This is a genomic window from Mesorhizobium newzealandense (assembly GCF_042682145.1).
Lineage (GTDB): Bacteria > Pseudomonadota > Alphaproteobacteria > Rhizobiales > Rhizobiaceae > Mesorhizobium > Mesorhizobium newzealandense.
Window position 1 is genome coordinate 622,691 of the sequence record NZ_JBHUGZ010000017.1, and the last position, 16,826, is coordinate 639,516.

Below are 16,826 nucleotides of genomic sequence, written 5' to 3' on the forward strand. Positions count from 1 at the left end.
CTGATTGCTCCTAGTAGGTCTTGACGGCTGCGATCGAGCGGCGGGCGAAGCGCTCGATGTCGTTCGGGTTGTCCTGTTCCATGACGTAGTATTGGGCCGCACTCTTGGCGCGCAACACCTTGATCAGGCCGGCCCAGTCGATGGTGCCATGGCCGACATCCGACCAGCCATCCTCGTCCAGCCCCTCACCGGGCTTGGCCATGTCCTTGACGTGAACGGCGCTGATGCGCTGGCCGTGTTTGTCGATCCACTTCAGCGGATCGTCGCCGCCACGCACCACCCAGGCGACGTCCATCTCCCAGCCGATGTCGGGGGCCGCCGTGAGGATCAGATCCTGCGGCACCGAGCCGTCGGCGAGCTTCTTGAACTCGAAATCATGGTTGTGCCAGGCAAAGCCGTAGCCGGCCTTCTTTGCGGTATCGCCGACCTTGGCCAGGCGCTCCCCGAAGCCACGCCAGCCGGCCGCATCGGACGGCCGCTGGTCGGGCATCAGAAAAGGACAGATGAGCAGCGTGATGCCGAGTGCGTCGGCGGTTTTGCACACGCCGTCGAAATCGTTCTCGAGCGCGTCGATCGAGAAATGCCCGGTCGGCATGGCGAGCCCGTTCTTGTCGAGTTCGGCCCGGAAGGCCTTGGGATCGTCGTAGACACCACCGAAGCCTTCGACCTGGGTGTAGCCGAGCTTGCCGAGCGTCGCGAGGACGCCTTCCCAGGGCTGGAAATTGCGGGCGCTGTAAAGTTGGAATGACCAGTTCATCGTCTCTGTCCGTTCTGCTTGGGGATGGAGTAGTAGGGCTTGGGAGCTACATGCGGTTGCCGGATTGGCTGTCGAACAGCGAGGCGCGTGCAGGATCAAAGCCGATCCGGATCGGCTCGCCATTGCGCAGCGTCTTTTCCGCCTCGACGCGGAAGGAGAAATTCTGGCCGCCGAGCTTCGTCCACACCAGCGTGTCGGAGCCCATCGGCTCAACGATCTCGACGGCGGCATCGATGGCAAAGGGCATCGCATTTGCCGCCTCGCCAAAGGCGACATGCTCGGGCCGGATACCGAACACGCAAGGCCCGCTGCTGTTGCCCGCCGTATCGAAAGCGTAGCGGTCGAGCGGTATGGATACATTTCCGGTCTTGAAGGCCGCAGACGCGCCGGCCTCCGTTTGCCCATCGATGAAGTTCATCGCGGGTGAGCCGAGGAAGCCGGCAACGAAGCGGTTGACCGGACGGTTGTAGATGGTCTGCGGCGCATCGAGCTGTTGGATGACGCCACCTTTCATCACCGCGATACGATCGGCCAGCGTCATCGCTTCGATCTGGTCGTGCGTGACATAGATCATGGTGTTCTGCAGCCTGCGATGCAGCAGCTTGATCTCGACGCGCAACTCGGCGCGCAGCTTGGCGTCGAGATTGGAGAGCGGCTCGTCGAACAGGAACACGTCGACATCGCGCACCAGCGCCCGCCCGATCGCCACGCGCTGGCGCTGGCCGCCGGAAAGCGCCGCCGGTTTACGCTGCAGCAGCGGCTCGATCTGCAGGATTTCGGCCGCCCGCGCGATGCGCTTGGCAATCTCGTCCTTCGGAGTACCGGCGACACGCAGGCCGAAGGACAGGTTCTTCTCCACCGTCATTTGCGGGTAGAGGGCATAGGACTGGAAGACCATGCCGATGCCGCGGTCCTTGGGCTCTTCCCAGGTGACGTTCTTGCCCTTGATGAAGATGCTGCCTTCAGAGACGTCGAGCAGGCCGGCAATGCAGTTGAGCAAGGTCGACTTGCCGCAGCCGGAGGGACCGAGCAGCACGATGAACTCGCCCTCGGCGACATCGAGATTGAGCGTCTGCAGGACGGTCACCACGCCGAAACTTAGCGACAGGTCCTGGATCGAAACGCTGGTACCGTTCTGAGCCATATCCACTAGCCTTTCACCGCGCCAGCGGCGATGCCGCGCACGAACCATCTTCCGGAGATGAAGTAGATGAGCAGAGGCACCGCGGCTGTCAGAATGGTCGCCGCCATGTTGACATTGTACTCCCTCACGCCGGTGGTGGTGTTGACGATATTGTTGAGCTGCACCGTCATTGGCCAGTTGGACCGCCCGGCAAACACGATGCCAAACAGGAAGTCGTTCCAGATGCCGGTAACTTGCAGAATGACGGCGACGACAGTGATCGGCACCGACATCGGCAGCATGATGTAGAAAAAGATGCGCCAGAAGCCCGCGCCGTCGACACGCGCTGCCTTGAACAGCTCGACCGGTATTGCCGCGTAGAAATTGCGGAACAGCAGCGTCAGGATGGGCATTCCGAAGATCGTGTGCACGATGATGATGCCAGGCAGCGACGCGAACAGCCCGACCGAGCTCAGTCCGATGATCAATGGATAGATCACGACCTGATAGGGCACGAAGGCGCCGAACACGAGCAACCCGAACAGCAAGTTCGCGCCCTTGTATGGCCAGAAGGTCAGCGCGTAGCCGTTGATCGACGCGCAGATGATCGAGATGGCCACGCTGGGCAAGGTGATCTTCACCGAATTGTAAAAGCCTGGGCTGAGGCCGAAGCAGTCGCGACCGGTACAGGCATGGAGCCAGGCGTCGGCCCAGGGCTGAAAGGTCGGTTCGCCCGGAAGGTTGAAGAGGTGCCCCAACCTGATTTCCGGCATCCCCTTCAGCGAGGTGACGATCATGATGTAGACCGGGATGAGGAAGAAGAGCGCCGCGACGATCAGGAAAGCATAGATGCCGATGCGGCCGGCCGATATCCGGCGCGGCTTCGGCCCGAAGGGCGCCACGCCAGCCTGATTAGGCGCTTGCTGGGCCGGCTGAATTTCTGTGATCTGGCCGGCGGTCATGCGCCCGCCTCTCGCTGACGATTTCGCCGCCATGTCAGAATTCCGCCGAAAGCCAGCACGACCAGGACCGGCAGCAGCATCATCGTTGCCGCAGCCATGCCTTGGCCGACGTTCTGGCGAACCGTGATGAGCTGGATGACGTAGACTGCCGGCATCGACGTGGCGATGCCAGGCCCACCGCCGGTCATGGCAATGACAAGGTCGTAGACTCGCACCACGCTTACGCACTGAAGAACGAAGGCGGTGGCGAAGGCACCCTTCATCATCGGCGCCACGATGGACAAGTGCGTGCGCCAGGTTGGGATGCCGTCGACCCTCGCTGCTTTCCAGATCTCCTCGTCAACGCCGCGCAAGCCGGCAAGCAGGATCGCCATCGCCACGCCCGAGCCCTGCCAGATGCCCGCAAAGACCAGCGCGTACAGCGCGGTATCGGCATCGACCAGCGGGGCGAAACTGAAGCTCGACCAGCCCCAGTTGCGGAGCGCCGCCTGCAGGCCGAGGTTGGGGTCGAGCACCCATTGCCACACCAGTCCGGTGACGATCAGCGACATGGCGAAAGGATACAGGAAGATCGAGCGGAACAGGTCCTCCTGACGGATGCGCTGGTCCATGAAAACGGCGAGCAGGTAGCCGAACACCATGTTGCAGGTGATGGACATCAGTCCGAAGAACCAGATGTTGTTGACCGAGACGAGCCAGCGGTTATCGGCCCAAAGGCGCCTGTACTGCGCCAGACCGACGAAATCGTAGGTCGGGAAGAGCTTCGAACTGGTGAAGGACCATAGCACCGAGAAGCCGATGCCGATCACGAACACGCCGACGGCAACGAGAATCATCGGTATCGTCCCGATGACGGCGGGCAGGTGAAATCTGTGCCTCCAGCTCTTCTGCATCGTTCTTTTTCTCCGCTTCCACCGACACCCTGGGGTCGTTTGCCGACATAAAAGCCAGCCTTTTCCGAACCATCGGGCTCGGGACCGCAGCAGCTTCCCATCCTGCTACTGTCGAGAAAGAATCCTGTCGGATCGGGATGCGACCGAGGCGCCGCGGCAAGGGCAGCGCCTCGGGCAATTGATCGGTTCCTAGTCGGAATTACCGATGATCGTAGCGAACTTCGCAGTGGCGTCGTCAGCTGTCACGGAGTCGTCCGCGAAGAATTGCCCGACGAGCTCATTGATCTGCTGAGTCGTGTTCTCGGTGATGAACCAGTTCGTCGCGGTGACAACGTTGGACGGGTCTTCCACCGCTTTCAGCGACTTCTGCATGCACGGGTCGGCCGTCGACATGTCGACATCGCCACGCACGGGCATCGAACCCTTGGCGTTGTTGAAGGCGACCTGAACCTCCGGGCTGATGAGCAGAGCCGCAAGACGCTTCTGAGCTGCTTCGACATCCGCATTGCCCTGCTTGAAGAACACGATGATGTCGCCGTCAGTGCTGACCACCGGCTTGGCTTCGTTCAGACCGATCATGCAGCCGAAATCCTTGACCCCAGTCATGCCGGCCGCCGCGAACTCGCCACGCGCCCAGTCGCCCATCACCTGAAGCCCGGCCTTGCCGGTGATCACCAGGTTGGTGGTGTCGTTCCAGTTACGGTTGGCGTAGCCGTTGTCGGTGAATTGCTTCAGGGCCCGCAATTGCGTGAAGACGCCTTTCATCTCCGGGCCGCCGGCAATTTCGGCGCTCTTCTTAGTATACATCTCATCGCGTTTGGCGACACCGAGAGCTTCGGTCACCATATCCTGGAAGAGCAACTGGATCTGCCAGCCGTTTCCGTCGCCGCCAATGGCGAAGGGTATGAGGCCTGCCTCCTTGATCTTCGGCGCGGCTGCAATGAAATCAGCCAGGCTCTTCGGCTCCGGCACGCCCGCTTTCTCGAACACTGGCTTGGAGTACCAGGCCCAGTAGTTGGAATGAATGTTGACCGGAACGCACCACCAGTGGCCATCAACGAGGCAGGCGCTGCCGATCGCCTTCGGGCGAATGACCTCATCCCACTTGCCGGCGGTGGCAATGTCCGTGAGGTCGAGCAGCTTCCCGCCCGAAATCAGTTCCTCGTACTGCCGGCCGGGATTGAACTGAGCGGCACCGGGCGGATCGCCGCCGAGCACGCGCTGCATGACGGTCGAGCGGGCGGTTTCGCCGAGAGCGATGGCGCTGTCCACCCATTTGTCGCCGTGGCCGTCATTGTCGAAGGCCTTTGCGAACTGCGAGACCGCCGCCGATTCGCCCTTCGACGTCCACCAGTGAATCACTTCGAGATCGGTCGCCGCGGCCGAACCGGCAAATTGCAGGGCAGCCGTCGCTGCCAGCGCAGCGGTCAAAAGTTTGTATCGCATTTCGGTTCCTCCCAGAATCTGAAACGTTACAGATTTTGGATACGGGAATTGCGCGGACTGCGCAACCCCATGAACGAGGCGACTTCGACATTTTTTCGAGTCGCGAACAAATTCGCATGAACAGCCGCTCTCATGTGCACTGCAACATGGATCACTGCACTGCAAAACAACGGAATTGCACGTGAAAGCCGGCAAAAGGCGATGGCAAGGGCGATTTCTGCTGGAATCCCAATGGGTTTCGAAAAGAGCTCTGCATTTCGCCACGAGCGGTCGGGCATCTCGATACTGGCAATCTGTAACGTTTCAGTATATTGACGCTTCGACGGGGCTGGAACGCATATCGTATCGCTATGGCGGCGATTGCCGACCCGGCCTGCTGCTGCTATGCGCCTGACGGGCGGGACGAATGGACAGACGGCGTACGGAAAAGAACGAGGAGGCGTTGGCGCAGGGCCGGCCGACGTTGAAGACGCTTGCCTTCATGACCGGGCTCGGCGTCACCACCGTATCGCGCGCCTTGAAGGACGCTCCGGAAATCGGCGCCGAAACCAGGCGCCGTGTCCAACTCGTCGCCAAGCAGATCGGCTACCGGCCGAACCGTGCCGGGGTGCGCCTGCGCACCGGCAGGACCAATGTCATCAGCCTCGTGCTTAACACCGATCGCGAGATCATGAGCTTCGTCTCGGACATTATCTACGGCGTTTCGGAAGTGCTCGCCGAAACGCCCTATCACCTGATCGTCACGCCCTATTCACGCTCGCAGGATCCGCTCGACCCCATACGCTATCTGGTCGAGACCGGCTCCGCCGACGGCGTTATCATCTCGCGCACCCAACCGAACGACCCGCGCGCCCGCTACATGCTGGAGCATGGCATGCCGTTTGCCACGCATGGCCGCACCGACATGGGCCTCGTCCATCCCTACCATGACTTCGACAACCATGCTTTCGCGGTGGCGGCCGTGCGCCGCTTGGCGAGCAGGGGTCGGCACAAGCTGGCGCTTCTGTCGCCGCCGCCCGGGCTGACCTACTATGGCCACACGCTGAACGGCTTTGCCGATGGGCTGAGCGAGGTTGGCGCCAGCGAAATTCCGTTCAACACTGTTTCCATCGACCATACGATCGAGCAGATCAGGAGCCGGACCGCACAGGTGATGCGCCGCGAAAACCGGCCGGACGGCTTCGTCAGCAGCGCTGCCGCCGCGACACTCGCCATCGTCGCCGGCATCGAGGATGCCGGCCTCAAGCTCGGCCGCGACGTCGATGTGGTGTCCAAGCAGTCGTCGGACCTGCTGCACCTGTTCCGGCCGGAATTGCTGGTCGTCAACGAGAACTTCCGGCTGGCAGGCTCAGAGCTTGCTCGTTCCGTGCTGGGCTGGATCGGCGGCGCCGCACCCGGCTCGTTGCAGAGCCTGAGCGCAGCCAGTGACGTTCTTTCGCTCAGCCAGGCAATATCCTAGCCAGACGCACCACTTCCCCACGGCCCGTGGAACGCACCCGGTCCGTCGATGCGCTCGAAACCGTGGGCACCGAAGAAGTCGCGCTGCGCTTGGATCAGGTTGGAAGTGCCGCGGCCCTGGCGGTAGCTGTCGAAATAGGCAAGTGCCGAAGACAATGCCGGCACCGGCGAGCCGGCCTCCGATGCCCTTGCCACGACGCGCCGCAACGACGGGTGCGCCTCCTGCATCAACGAAATAAAGGCCGGCGCCATCAGAAGGTTGGTCGAGGCGCCGCCCTTGCTGAAGGCTTCCGCCATGGTGTCGAGCATCTGCGAGCGGATGATGCAGCCGGCCCGCCAGATCCTGGCGATGGTCGGCATCGGCAGGTTCCAGTTGAATTCCTTCGAGGCGCCGCTCATCACCGCGAAACCTTGCGCATAGGCGGCGATCTTGCCGGCGAACAGCGCCAGTTCGAGGTCTTTCAGCAGCGCGTCCCTGTCACCGGAAATCTTCGTCACGCCGATGCTGCCATAGGCTTTTTCCGCCGCCAGCCGCTCGTCCTTGATCGACGACAGGACGCGCGCCGCCACCGCTGCCTCGATGGCGGTCGCCGGAATGCCGAGTTGCTGCGCCTCGATGACCGACCATTTGCCGGTGCCTTTCTGGCCGGCGCGGTCGAGGATGATGTCGACCACCGGCTTGCCGGTCTTCGGGTCGTCTGATGCCAGCACCTTGGCGGTGATCTCGATCAGGTAGGAATTGAGCCTGCCCTTGTTCCAGTTGGAAAACACCGCGCCGATGTCCTTGGGCCCCATGCCGAGACCGTCGCGCAGGATGCCGTAGATTTCGGCGATCATCTGCATGTCGGCATATTCGATGCCGTTGTGGATGGTCTTGACGAAATGGCCGGCGCCGTCGGTTCCGAGCCACGCCGCGCAGGGCTCGTCATTGAATTTGGCGGAGATCGCGGTCAGCACTTTTTCGACACGCTTCCACGAGTCCTCGGTGCCGCCGACCATGATCGACGGCCCGTGGCGCGCGCCCTCCTCGCCGCCGGACACGCCCATGCCGATGAAAGTCAGGCCCGAGCCCGACAGTTCGGAGAAGCGCCGCATCGTGTCGCGGAAATTGGCGTTGCCGGCATCTATGACGATGTCGTTGGCCGACAGTACGCCGCGCAAGGCTTCGATCTGTTCGTCGACCGGCTTGCCGGCCAGCACCATGATGATGATCGGGCGTGGCGGCCGGATCGCGGCGGCGAGTTCCTCCAGGCTGTAGCACGGCACCACCATGTCCTTCAGCGCGCCCGCATTTTCGACGAAAGCGTCGGTGCGTGCCCTGGTGCGGTTGAAGACAGCGATGCGGTGCCCATGCTCGGCGATGTTGAGCGCCAGGTTGGAGCCCATCGTGCCAAGGCCGATCAGGCCGATTTCGGCTTTTTCCATCGTTTCTTCCCTGCTTTCGGATCTTGTTGGTTCGAGCTCGCGGTTTACCGGGATGCCCATTCTTCGGCGAGATGATTGACGGGCCTTTCGGGCCGCGTCAACCGCCTCGCCGAATTGTGTTGCATCGATTGTCGGTCGAGCTCGTACGAGGCGCTTGGCGGTCCTGCATTATGGCCTGATGTCTACGGGTGCTTCGATCTTCACCATCTCGAAGTCCGAGACAAGGATGTCGATGCGCACCGTCCAGCGGCCGGGCACCGGAATGACCAGATTGTCGACGCGCCAGCTCCCATCGCCGGGCTTGGTCGCGGTACGCTTGAGCGACTCGATGCCGGAATCGGGCTTCGACAGCACCAGCGTCACCTCCTTGGCGTCGAGCGGTCCGAAGTCGCCGGTCATGATGATCATCGAGGCGACGACCGGCCCGGCATGGCCGGGCGTGATGCTGAGATCGGCCATCGCTTGCGGCGCATGGATGTGGACCGAGACCGGTTGCGCCGCCGCGATCGCCAGTGCCCGTGGCGGCGGCGTGAAGCGCCAGCCCGCGGCAACGCCGAAGATTGCCAGCACGATCAGCATTTCGACGCCGATCGAGCGGGCGAGCCTGCGCTGCACTTCCGTCGCTCCGGCCTCGGCCAATGCGGTGAGTTTCCAGCGATTGACGGCGGCGAGCGTGAAGAGAAAGACCAGCAGCCCGAGCTTGATCAGCAACAGTCTGCCATAGGCAGTGCTGACCAGTGCTGCCGGCGTCTGCACCTGGATGATCGCCAGCACAATGCCGGCCACGGCAAGCACGGCCACGGCAGGCAGGATCATGCGTGAGAACCGCCGCAGGAATGGCGCGGCCTCCGCCGATTGACCTTTCAGCGCCAGGCCGAGCGGCATCAATGCACCGGCCCAGAAGGCGATGCCGACGCCGTGCAGGAACACCATCGGCCGTGTCAGCCATTGCGGTTCGGCGGCACTGGCGTGGCCGCTGGCGGCCAGCGCGACCCCCACGACGGCCAGTCCGGCCAGCGCAAATGGCTTGGCGATCGGGCGCGGTCCGGCCAGCGACAGCAGGCCGAGCCCCAGCGCGATCAGGGCGACCAGCACCGTCCAGCCGAAGCTGGTGCCGAGCCCGGTCCGCCAGATGACCGGTTGCGCCAGATGGGAGAGCGGTGCCCCGAGCGCATCCAGTCCCTGCAAGCCGAGCGACAGCGGTGCCGCGATCAGGCCGCCCAGGATTGCAGTTGTAACGAAGCGCTGTCCCGCGCGGCCACCCTGGGTCAGCCAGGCAAGGGTGAAGGCGCCGCCAACGCCGAGGAAAAGACCGATGTAGAGAAAGACCTTGCCGATCCAGATCGCCGACCGCTGCGGCCAGTCGACGGCCTCGGACACGACCGGCGGCTCGCTTGGCGCGCCGATGGAAAACAGCAGCGAGCCGCCGACCGGATGACCGTCGGCGGAAATGACGCGCCAGCTCAGCACATGCGTACCGGACTTGAGTCTCTGGGGATTGTCGATTTCGACCGTCTGGTCGGTGAGGCGGAAGGCGGTCAGCGGAACCGGCGTGCCGTCGGGCTTCACCAGTGTCAGCACCAGCGGCGAGATCGGCTCGCTGAAGGTCAATGAGAATTGTACCGGCGCTTCCGCCAGCACCGCGCCGTCGGCGGGGTCGGTCTTGATCAGCGCGGCATGGGCAAAGGCCGGACTTGTCGAGGCCAGGACGATGAGCAGCATGACCACGGCCAACAGGCCGCCGGCAAGCCGGCTGACGAGCTTGCCGGCCATATGAATCATCCGCCGTGTGGACATCGCGTTCTTGCCATTGCCATGAAATGGCGGCGCATTCCGCGAACGGAGCGCGCCGCCGAAAAGACATTACTATTTCTTCGGCAACAGCTTGATGCCGGGCGCCGGGTTCTCCAGTGCGTCTTCATCCTGCCCCGCTGCCGGGATCTCGATCCAGCGATCGGCGGCACCGTCGCATTCCTGCACCACCGGGAAGTAGAGCTTCTGGCCAACGGAGAGGTCCGCCGTCAACGTCGCGCGAAAGACGAACTCGTCATAGAATTCATCCGGCAGGCTGCCGCCGCTCCAGTCGACTTCCTTGACCCCGTCGGTCACCGGCTGACCGTAGAGCTGGTAGGATTTGTCGTATTTGCCCTTCTTGGTCTGCAGCGTCCAGCCGGGCTTCGGCATCGGCTTCACCGCGATCACCCCCTCCGGAATCTGCACGCGCACGGCGGTCGTCGCCTTGCCGTCGCAACCGTGCGGCACGCGCAGAACAGCCTTGTAGGTCGAGCCGACGGCCGCTTCCTGGGTTTCGAGCGTGATGTGCGCGAAAGCGGCACTTGTCCCGAGGACGAGAAACACGCCGGCCGACAAAAGATACTTGTTCATGATGGTCCCTCTGAGTCAGGAATTGCTGGCCGGATCAATTGGCGTGATCGTCCATGCCGCCACCCATGCCTTCGACGGCGAAGTCGACGCTGCCGGCGCCGGCCTTTTCGAAGGTCAGCGTGGCGGAGAATTTTTCGCCCTGCTTGGGTTGCCGCTTGAGGCCGATGAACATCAGATGATAGCCGCCAGGCGCCAGCGCCACCTTGCCGCCAGCCGGAATCTCCAGGCCGCCGACAACCGGCCGCATGGTCATGACACCGTCCTTGATGCCCATCTCGTGCAGCTCTGCCTTCTCGGAAACATCGGAGGAAATCGACAGCAGCCGGTCCGGCGCACTGCCCTTGTTGGTGATGGTGAAATAACCGCCGGCGACTTTGGCCCCGGCCGGCGTGGCGCGCGACCAAGGGTGGCCGATCTCGAGATCGCCGACCTTGAACTCATGCGCGAAGCCAGTCTGGGCGCCGGCGAACAGCAGCGCAAACGCCAGCATGGCAATGCCGAGACGCGCTTCGAAGCTGCGGAAAATGCCGCCGAGCGTAGGACGCGCGGCGATGCGGAAAAGTTGGGACATGGTTGCTCCATGAAGTGATGGTCGCGCCGTTGCCGGTCGCGAGCCGTTCTGTTCTTTGGATGGGTACGCCCGCGAAAGGTTCCGTCGGGCAAACAGGCTCAGGCCGTTCGCGGCGGCGCGCGTGGGTTCGACGGCGAGCGCTCGCGCGCGAAGTCGAGATGGATGGCTGTCGGAAAGACGAAGGCGACCGTTTCGAAGGAAAGGCTGCCAAGTGCGAGCCCCGCCTCGGACGGCGGCGCAAAGGCCGCCGAAAACATGCCGCAGCCAAGCACGCAGCATGCCGGCAGATGTGACGGCGGCGGGTTGCCGCCAGGAAGCTGGGCCGCACCCTCACGGGTACAGATGACGTTGCCGAAGGCATCGAGTTGCGACGCATTCGGCCCGGTGCCGAAGGCGAACGCACCGAGCGTCGACTGGAGCAACAGCAGATAGGCCGCGACAAGCGCGACCGACATGCTCCACCGTCTCCCCTTCTTGTTCAAATGACTTGCCTGTTCAAACGATCTGCCTCGTCAAGCAATCAACGACAGATACCTACCACGGCAGCCGGAGGTCGAAAATCGCCAAATCGACACTGCGGCAACGCGGCATATCAAGGTTTTTGTGACGCCCGGCTTTCAGGGATCGAGGTCAGCAACGTCTGGCGCGCCGACTTCAGGTGCTTGCGGCAGGCGGCATCCACCTTGCCGAGATCGCGCGATTTGAGTGCCTCGATATAGGCGAGATGCTCACCGATCGCGACCTCGTTGCGCTCGCGCTCCTGTGCCTTGTTCCACTGATAGTGGTAGTGGAAGATCATGGCGATGACGTCGTAGAAATCGACGATGAAGCGGTTGCGCGACGCTCGGTGGATGAGCCGGTGGAAGCGCTCGTCCAGCTCGGAGAATTCGTTGAAGCGGGTGGCGATCTCGCTTGCCAGCAGGCGATGCTCGCCTTCCAGGCGGTCGAGATCGGCCCAGACCGCGCTGTCCTGCGGCAGGGCGGCGAAGGCAGCCGCCGAGCGCAGTTCGAACATTTCGCGGATTTCGGTCAGTTCGAGCGCGAAGGCGCGCGTAAAACCCTTCAGCACCCAATGGCTGTTGCGGCGCTTCTCGATCAGGCCGAAGCGGGAGAAGCGGATCAGGAACTCGCGCACACTGGTGGTGCCGACGCCGATCTCGCGCGCCAGTTCGAGCTCGTTGATCTGCATGCCGGCCTCGGCACCGCCGGCGAGCAGCCGGCGCATGAACGACCGCTCGATGATCTCGGCCAATGTGTCGGTCTCTTCCTCGGGGAAGAAATCCTCGGGACGCGGTTCGCGCAGCACCGTCTTGGCGCGCTTGTTCCAGGCAATCAGCCCGGTCTCTTCCATGCGTGCAAGAATGGTGCGCACTGTGGTGCGGCTGACGCCGAGCAGCGTCCCTAGTTCCGGCTCCGAAGGCAGGCTGCGTGTTTCATCGAGCAGCCTGAGGCACCTGTTATAGGCATCCTTGTAGACGTTGTTGCTCTTCGACATTCCTGACCCGTTGCACGCCGTCGCTTGCGGCTGCTGGCTTGAAGCGCAGTATGACGTTCCCATGACCTCTGAAAAGCGAAATCGCTTTTCGGAACACCCAAGGACATGCGGAACTCCCCGGCGAAAAAACAATTGACGCAAAACTGTTTTTTCACGATAAAAGACATTATCTTTTAACCGGCGCGTGTCAATCCGCCCGCGCATCCCAGGATCACCCAGGAAACCGCCCGTGAACGCCTCCAACAGCATTCTTCTGTCCCCTGCGGACAATGTCGCCGTCGCCAACGGCCGCATCGAGATCGGCACCACACTGCCGGGCGGCGCCGTCGCCGCCGCACTGATCGAGCCTGGCCACAAGGTGGCGATCAAGCCGATTGCCGCCGGCGAGGCCGTGGTGAAATACGCTCAGGCAATCGGTCGCGCGACACAGGACATCGCACCGGGCGAGCACGTTCATTCGCACAATCTGGTCTTCGAATCCGGCCGCTTGCCGGTCGTGCCGCCGAGCGAGGCCGAGCACGCGACGGAGGCCGACCGCGCCCGCACCTTCATGGGCTATCGCCGCGCCGACGGCCGTGCGGGGACGCGCAATTTCATCGGCATCGTCGCCAGCGTCAACTGCTCGGCCACCGTCTGCCATGCCATTGCCGACCAGGCCAACCGCACGCTGCTGCCCAAATATCCAGGCATCGACGGCTTCGTCCCGATCGTCCACGGCCAGGGCTGCGGCATGAGCGGCACCGGCGACGGCATGATGGTTCTGCACCGCACGCTCGCCGGATATGCCCGCCATCCGAATTTCGGTGGCGTGCTGATGGTCGGGCTCGGCTGCGAGGTCAACCAGCTCACCCTCTATGGCCAGAAGGGTGTCGCTGCCGGCAAACGTCATTTCAACATCCAGGATGCCGGCGGTTCGCGCAAATCGGTGGAAAAGGCGATGCTGGTGCTGGCGGAAATCGCCGAGGAAGTCGGCCAGTTGCAGCGTGAGCCGATCCCGGTCAGCGAGATCGTCGTCGGCCTGCAATGCGGCGGCTCCGACGGCATGTCGGGCATTACGGCCAATCCGGCGCTCGGCGCCGCGGTCGATATCCTGGCCGGCGTCGGCGGCATCGGCATCCTTTCCGAAACGACGGAAATCTATGGCGCCGAACATCTGCTCGCTTATCGCGCGGCAACGCCGGAGATCGCGCAGAAGCTCGACGGTTTCGTCAAATGGTGGGAAGATCATGTCGCCAAGCATGGCGCCTCGATCGACAACAACCCGTCGCCCGGCAACAAGCGCGGCGGCCTCACCACCATCCTGGAGAAGTCGCTGGGTGCGGTCGCCAAGGGCGGCCAGACGCCGCTTAACGGCGTCTTCGGCTATGCAGAAAAAGTCACCGGCAGCGGATTGGTGTTCATGGACACCCCCGGCTACGACCCGGTCTCTGCCACCGGCCAGGTGGCGGGCGGCGCCAACGTCATCGTCTTCACCACCGGCCGCGGCTCATGCTTCGGCTGCCGGCCGACGCCGTCAATCAAGGTCGCCAGCAACTCGACCATGTATCACACCATGGAAGAGGATATGGACGTCAACTGCGGCGTCATCGCCTCTGGCGAGAAAACCATCGCCGGCATGGGCCGCGAGATCTTCGAACTGATCGTCGAGACGGCTTCCGGCCGCAAGACCAAGAGCGAGGATTTTGGCTACGGCGACAACGAGTTCGTGCCCTGGCATCTTGGCGCAACGCTCTAACTCTTTGTTTTTACGCAATTCCCAAGGGAGAGCGCTATGCGCTTTTCCTGGAATTGCTCTAGATTGAACTGATATCTGGTAGACTGCCGGGCCGGACAACGGTCGGCAACGGGGAGGTTTTCGCATGAACAAGCGCCGCATCGGTCAGACCGCGCTCGAGGTCACCGAGATCAGCTTTGGCGGCGCCGCGATCGGGGGGCTCTACCGCGCCTGTTCGCGCGAGGCGGCGATGGAGACGCTGCAAGGCGCCTGGGAGGCCGGTCTGCGTTATTTCGACACCGCGCCCTTCTACGGCTTCGGCCTGTCGGAACGCCGCTTCGGCGACTTCTTGCGCTACAAGCCGCGTGATTCCTATGTGCTGTCGACCAAGGTCGGCCGCCTGTTCCGCCCGGTGCCGGACGACCAGGTTCCCGATCACTCCTATGTCGATCCGCTGCCCTTCGCGCTGGACTACGACTATTCCTATGACGGCATCATGCGTTCGGTCGATTTCAGCTATGCGCGGCTTGGCCTGAACAAGATCGATATCCTGTTCGTCCATGACATCGGCGTCTATACGCATGGCGTCGAGAAGACCAAGCTACACTTTCGCGAGTTGATGGATGGCGGCCTCAAGGCACTCGAGGAGCTGAAGCGAGCCGGCGTCATTTCCGCCTACGGACTTGGTGTCAACGAGGTCCAGATCTGCCTCGACGTGATGCGCCGGGCGCCGCTCGATTGCATCCTGCTCGCCAGCCGCTATTCCTTGCTCGACCGCAGTGCCGAAGCGGAACTGCTGCCGCTGTGCCGGGCGCAACAGACGTCGCTGGTCATCGGCGGCGTGTTCAACTCCGGCATCCTGGCGACCGGGCCGGTGCAAGGCGCGCATTTCGACTACCTGCCCGCCAGCCACGATGTGCTCGACCGCGTCGGCGCGATGGAAAGGATCGCCACTGAGGCCGGCTATCCGCTGGCCGCTGCCGCGTTCCAGTTTCCCTTGCATGAACCGGCGGTCGCCACGGTGCTGACCGGCACCGCCAAGCTGGCAAACCTGACCCGCAATCTCGAACTGCTCGACGTCGACGTGCCGGAGACGGAATACGCCAGATACCGCCCCTATACGCTGGTGCAGGAGCTGGCGTGAACTCGCATCCACCGCGGTGTACGGGTGACCCGGGCTTCACATTCTTGCGATCCCATAAAAGAATGAACATTCCATATTGACGAATTTGTGGAATTAATATTCCATGCGTCGGCGGGACGGAGACGGGAGCGTTTGACGGCGGCAGGGGAGGAGCAGCGCGGTGCATCTGGCTCTGCCAGGCCCGCGAAGACTGGTCAAACACCGCTTGCATCGGCCGGGTCGATGCACTATCAAAACATGGCAACTGTTTTTTATTGATAAAGTTCTGTTTGGGCCACGCCTATCCGGACGGAGCTTCCGTAACGTTCACCGGGCGACTTAGGGAGGATTCCTAATGAAATTTGTGACCAGCATTCTCAACCGCCGCGCCGTCATGGCACTGGCAGCAGCGTCGATGCTCGCCGGCGTCATGCATTCGGCGCCGGTTTCGGCGGCGGACGTGACCATTCCGATCATCGTCAAGGACACCACGTCCTTCTACTGGCAGATCGTTCTGGCCGGCGCCCGCAAGGCCGGCAAGGATCTCGGCGTCAACGTGCCGGAGCTCGGCGCCCAGGCTGAAACCGACGTCAACGGCCAGGTCTCGATCCTCGAGAACGCCGTCGCCAGCAACCCGGCGGCCATCGTGATCGCCCCCACAGAGTTCAAGGCACTTGGCAAGCCGATCGATGAAGCCGCTGCCAAGGTCAAGGTAATCGGCATCGATTCCGGCGCCGACTCCAAGGCCTTCACCTCGTTCCTGACCACCGACAACGTGCAGGGCGGCCGCGTCGCCGCCGACGGTCTCGCAGCCGCCATCGGCGCCGCCAACGGCGGCAAGGTCGAGGGCGACGTCGCCCTGATCACCAACGCACCGGGCGCCGGCTCGCTCGAGCAGCGCAAGCAGGGCTTCACCGAACAGCTCAAGGCAAAATATCCGGGCCTCAAGCTGGTCGCCGACAAGTATGCCGACGGCCAGGCCACCACCGGCCTCAACATCGCCACCGACCTGATCACCGCCAACCCCAACCTCAAGGGTATCTTCGCCTCCAACCTGATCATGGCGCAGGGCGTCGGTCAGGCTGTCGCCGAAAACAACCTTGGCGGCAAGCTGGCGCTGGTCGGTTTCGACAGCGACGAGAAGCTGATCAAGTTCCTCAACGACGGCGTGATTTCCGCGCTCGTCGTCCAGGATCCGTACCGGATGGGTTATGACGGCATCAAGACCGCGCTCGCCGCCTCAAAGGGCGAGAAGGTCGAGGCCAATGTCGACACCGGCGCCAATCTGGTGACCAAGGACAACATGAAAGACCCGAAGATCGACGCACTGCTCAACCCGAAGCTCTGAGCCGTCGTATCCAATCGTTTCCGGGGCCTCGCGCCCCGGAAACATCCATTGCCGGCACAAACGGCTTGGCAATCCACAAGCTTAGGCTAGGCTGTTTTCCGGGGCATATCCTTGCCTCGCCGCGTG

Annotated in this window: 15 protein-coding genes; 4 read left to right on the forward strand and 11 right to left on the reverse strand. The window is 62.9% G+C overall.

Annotated features, from left to right (window positions below; all coding sequences use genetic code 11):
* Positions 1–10: 10 nt before the first annotated feature.
* The 5 genes from ACFSOZ_RS27305 to ACFSOZ_RS27325 form a co-directional block, all read right to left on the reverse strand.
* On the reverse strand, positions 11–757 hold the full coding sequence (locus tag ACFSOZ_RS27305) for a sugar phosphate isomerase/epimerase family protein (RefSeq protein ID WP_379103070.1): 747 nt from the start codon (positions 755–757) through the stop codon (positions 11–13).
* A 46-nt stretch (positions 758–803) separates the two neighbouring features.
* Positions 804–1,901 carry an ABC transporter ATP-binding protein gene (locus ACFSOZ_RS27310; RefSeq protein ID WP_379103071.1) on the reverse strand — a complete coding sequence of 366 codons (1,098 nt, stop codon included), beginning with the start codon at positions 1,899–1,901 and terminating at the stop codon, positions 804–806.
* A 5-nt stretch (positions 1,902–1,906) separates the two neighbouring features.
* A complete protein-coding gene (locus tag ACFSOZ_RS27315; protein ID WP_379103073.1) occupies positions 1,907–2,842 on the reverse strand; it encodes a carbohydrate ABC transporter permease in 936 nt (311 codons plus the stop codon).
* Positions 2,839–3,735: a carbohydrate ABC transporter permease gene (locus ACFSOZ_RS27320; RefSeq protein WP_379103075.1), complete on the reverse strand. Its 897-nt coding sequence runs from the start codon at positions 3,733–3,735 to the stop codon at positions 2,839–2,841. Before ACFSOZ_RS27320 ends, ACFSOZ_RS27315 begins: the two co-directional genes overlap by 4 nt.
* A gap of 189 nt (positions 3,736–3,924) precedes the next feature.
* The gene (locus ACFSOZ_RS27325) at positions 3,925–5,181 is read right to left on the reverse strand and encodes an ABC transporter substrate-binding protein (RefSeq protein WP_379103077.1); all 1,257 of its coding nucleotides are present in this window, start codon (positions 5,179–5,181) and stop codon (positions 3,925–3,927) included.
* Between the two features lie 406 nt (positions 5,182–5,587).
* Between ACFSOZ_RS27325 and ACFSOZ_RS27330 the strand changes: the two genes are divergently transcribed.
* On the forward strand, positions 5,588–6,640 hold the full coding sequence (locus ACFSOZ_RS27330) for a LacI family transcriptional regulator (RefSeq protein WP_379103079.1): 1,053 nt from the start codon (positions 5,588–5,590) through the stop codon (positions 6,638–6,640).
* Here the strand turns inward: ACFSOZ_RS27330 and gndA are convergent.
* From gndA to ACFSOZ_RS27360, 6 genes are all read right to left on the reverse strand, one after another.
* Positions 6,637–8,064: an NADP-dependent phosphogluconate dehydrogenase gene (gndA, locus tag ACFSOZ_RS27335; protein ID WP_379103081.1), complete on the reverse strand. Its 1,428-nt coding sequence runs from the start codon at positions 8,062–8,064 to the stop codon at positions 6,637–6,639. The two genes, ACFSOZ_RS27330 and gndA, sit on opposite strands and share 4 nt — an antisense overlap.
* Positions 8,065–8,232: 168 nt before the next feature.
* Positions 8,233–9,837 carry a copper resistance CopC/CopD family protein gene (locus ACFSOZ_RS27340; RefSeq protein WP_379103083.1) on the reverse strand — a complete coding sequence of 535 codons (1,605 nt, stop codon included), beginning with the start codon at positions 9,835–9,837 and terminating at the stop codon, positions 8,233–8,235.
* A gap of 93 nt (positions 9,838–9,930) precedes the next feature.
* A complete protein-coding gene (locus tag ACFSOZ_RS27345) occupies positions 9,931–10,449 on the reverse strand; it encodes a YcnI family copper-binding membrane protein (RefSeq protein WP_379103085.1) in 519 nt (172 codons plus the stop codon).
* Positions 10,450–10,483: 34 nt separating this feature from the next.
* On the reverse strand, positions 10,484–11,020 hold the full coding sequence (locus tag ACFSOZ_RS27350) for a copper chaperone PCu(A)C (RefSeq protein WP_379103087.1): 537 nt from the start codon (positions 11,018–11,020) through the stop codon (positions 10,484–10,486).
* 98 nt (positions 11,021–11,118) lie between these two features.
* Entirely contained in the window at positions 11,119–11,475 is a 357-nt protein-coding gene (locus ACFSOZ_RS27355; protein WP_379103089.1) for a DUF2946 family protein, read from the reverse strand.
* A 137-nt stretch (positions 11,476–11,612) separates the two neighbouring features.
* The gene (locus ACFSOZ_RS27360) at positions 11,613–12,515 is read right to left on the reverse strand and encodes a GntR family transcriptional regulator (protein ID WP_379103091.1); all 903 of its coding nucleotides are present in this window, start codon (positions 12,513–12,515) and stop codon (positions 11,613–11,615) included.
* Between the two features lie 229 nt (positions 12,516–12,744).
* On the opposite strand from ACFSOZ_RS27360, the gene ACFSOZ_RS27365 reads away from it, so the two are divergent.
* From ACFSOZ_RS27365 to ACFSOZ_RS27375, 3 genes are all read left to right on the forward strand, one after another.
* Positions 12,745–14,250: a UxaA family hydrolase gene (locus ACFSOZ_RS27365; protein ID WP_379103093.1), complete on the forward strand. Its 1,506-nt coding sequence runs from the start codon at positions 12,745–12,747 to the stop codon at positions 14,248–14,250.
* 124 nt (positions 14,251–14,374) lie between these two features.
* Positions 14,375–15,373 carry an aldo/keto reductase gene (locus ACFSOZ_RS27370; protein ID WP_379103094.1) on the forward strand — a complete coding sequence of 333 codons (999 nt, stop codon included), beginning with the start codon at positions 14,375–14,377 and terminating at the stop codon, positions 15,371–15,373.
* Between the two features lie 334 nt (positions 15,374–15,707).
* Positions 15,708–16,700, forward strand: coding sequence for an ABC transporter substrate-binding protein (locus ACFSOZ_RS27375; protein ID WP_379103096.1), 993 nt, complete (start codon positions 15,708–15,710; stop codon positions 16,698–16,700).
* Positions 16,701–16,826 lie beyond the last annotated feature (126 nt).

What these genes read in the sequence shown, in the direction of transcription:
- ACFSOZ_RS27310 (WP_379103071.1), bottom strand. Translation starts at nt 1,901, where the DNA reads ATGGCTCAGAACGGTACCAGCGTTTCGATCCAGGACCTGTCGCTAAGT.
- ACFSOZ_RS27370 (WP_379103094.1), top strand. Translation starts at nt 14,375, where the DNA reads ATGAACAAGCGCCGCATCGGTCAGACCGCGCTCGAGGTCACCGAGATC.
- ACFSOZ_RS27330 (WP_379103079.1), top strand. Translation starts at nt 5,588, where the DNA reads ATGGACAGACGGCGTACGGAAAAGAACGAGGAGGCGTTGGCGCAGGGC.
- ACFSOZ_RS27325 (WP_379103077.1), bottom strand. Translation starts at nt 5,181, where the DNA reads ATGCGATACAAACTTTTGACCGCTGCGCTGGCAGCGACGGCTGCCCTG.
- ACFSOZ_RS27345 (WP_379103085.1), bottom strand. Translation starts at nt 10,449, where the DNA reads ATGAACAAGTATCTTTTGTCGGCCGGCGTGTTTCTCGTCCTCGGGACA.
- ACFSOZ_RS27340 (WP_379103083.1), bottom strand. Translation starts at nt 9,837, where the DNA reads ATGGCCGGCAAGCTCGTCAGCCGGCTTGCCGGCGGCCTGTTGGCCGTG.
- ACFSOZ_RS27305 (WP_379103070.1), bottom strand. Translation starts at nt 757, where the DNA reads ATGAACTGGTCATTCCAACTTTACAGCGCCCGCAATTTCCAGCCCTGG.
- ACFSOZ_RS27320 (WP_379103075.1), bottom strand. Translation starts at nt 3,735, where the DNA reads ATGCAGAAGAGCTGGAGGCACAGATTTCACCTGCCCGCCGTCATCGGG.
- ACFSOZ_RS27355 (WP_379103089.1), bottom strand. Translation starts at nt 11,475, where the DNA reads ATGTCGGTCGCGCTTGTCGCGGCCTATCTGCTGTTGCTCCAGTCGACG.
- ACFSOZ_RS27350 (WP_379103087.1), bottom strand. Translation starts at nt 11,020, where the DNA reads ATGTCCCAACTTTTCCGCATCGCCGCGCGTCCTACGCTCGGCGGCATT.
- gndA (WP_379103081.1), bottom strand. Translation starts at nt 8,064, where the DNA reads ATGGAAAAAGCCGAAATCGGCCTGATCGGCCTTGGCACGATGGGCTCC.
- ACFSOZ_RS27315 (WP_379103073.1), bottom strand. Translation starts at nt 2,842, where the DNA reads ATGACCGCCGGCCAGATCACAGAAATTCAGCCGGCCCAGCAAGCGCCT.
- ACFSOZ_RS27360 (WP_379103091.1), bottom strand. Translation starts at nt 12,515, where the DNA reads ATGTCGAAGAGCAACAACGTCTACAAGGATGCCTATAACAGGTGCCTC.
- ACFSOZ_RS27375 (WP_379103096.1), top strand. Translation starts at nt 15,708, where the DNA reads ATGAAATTTGTGACCAGCATTCTCAACCGCCGCGCCGTCATGGCACTG.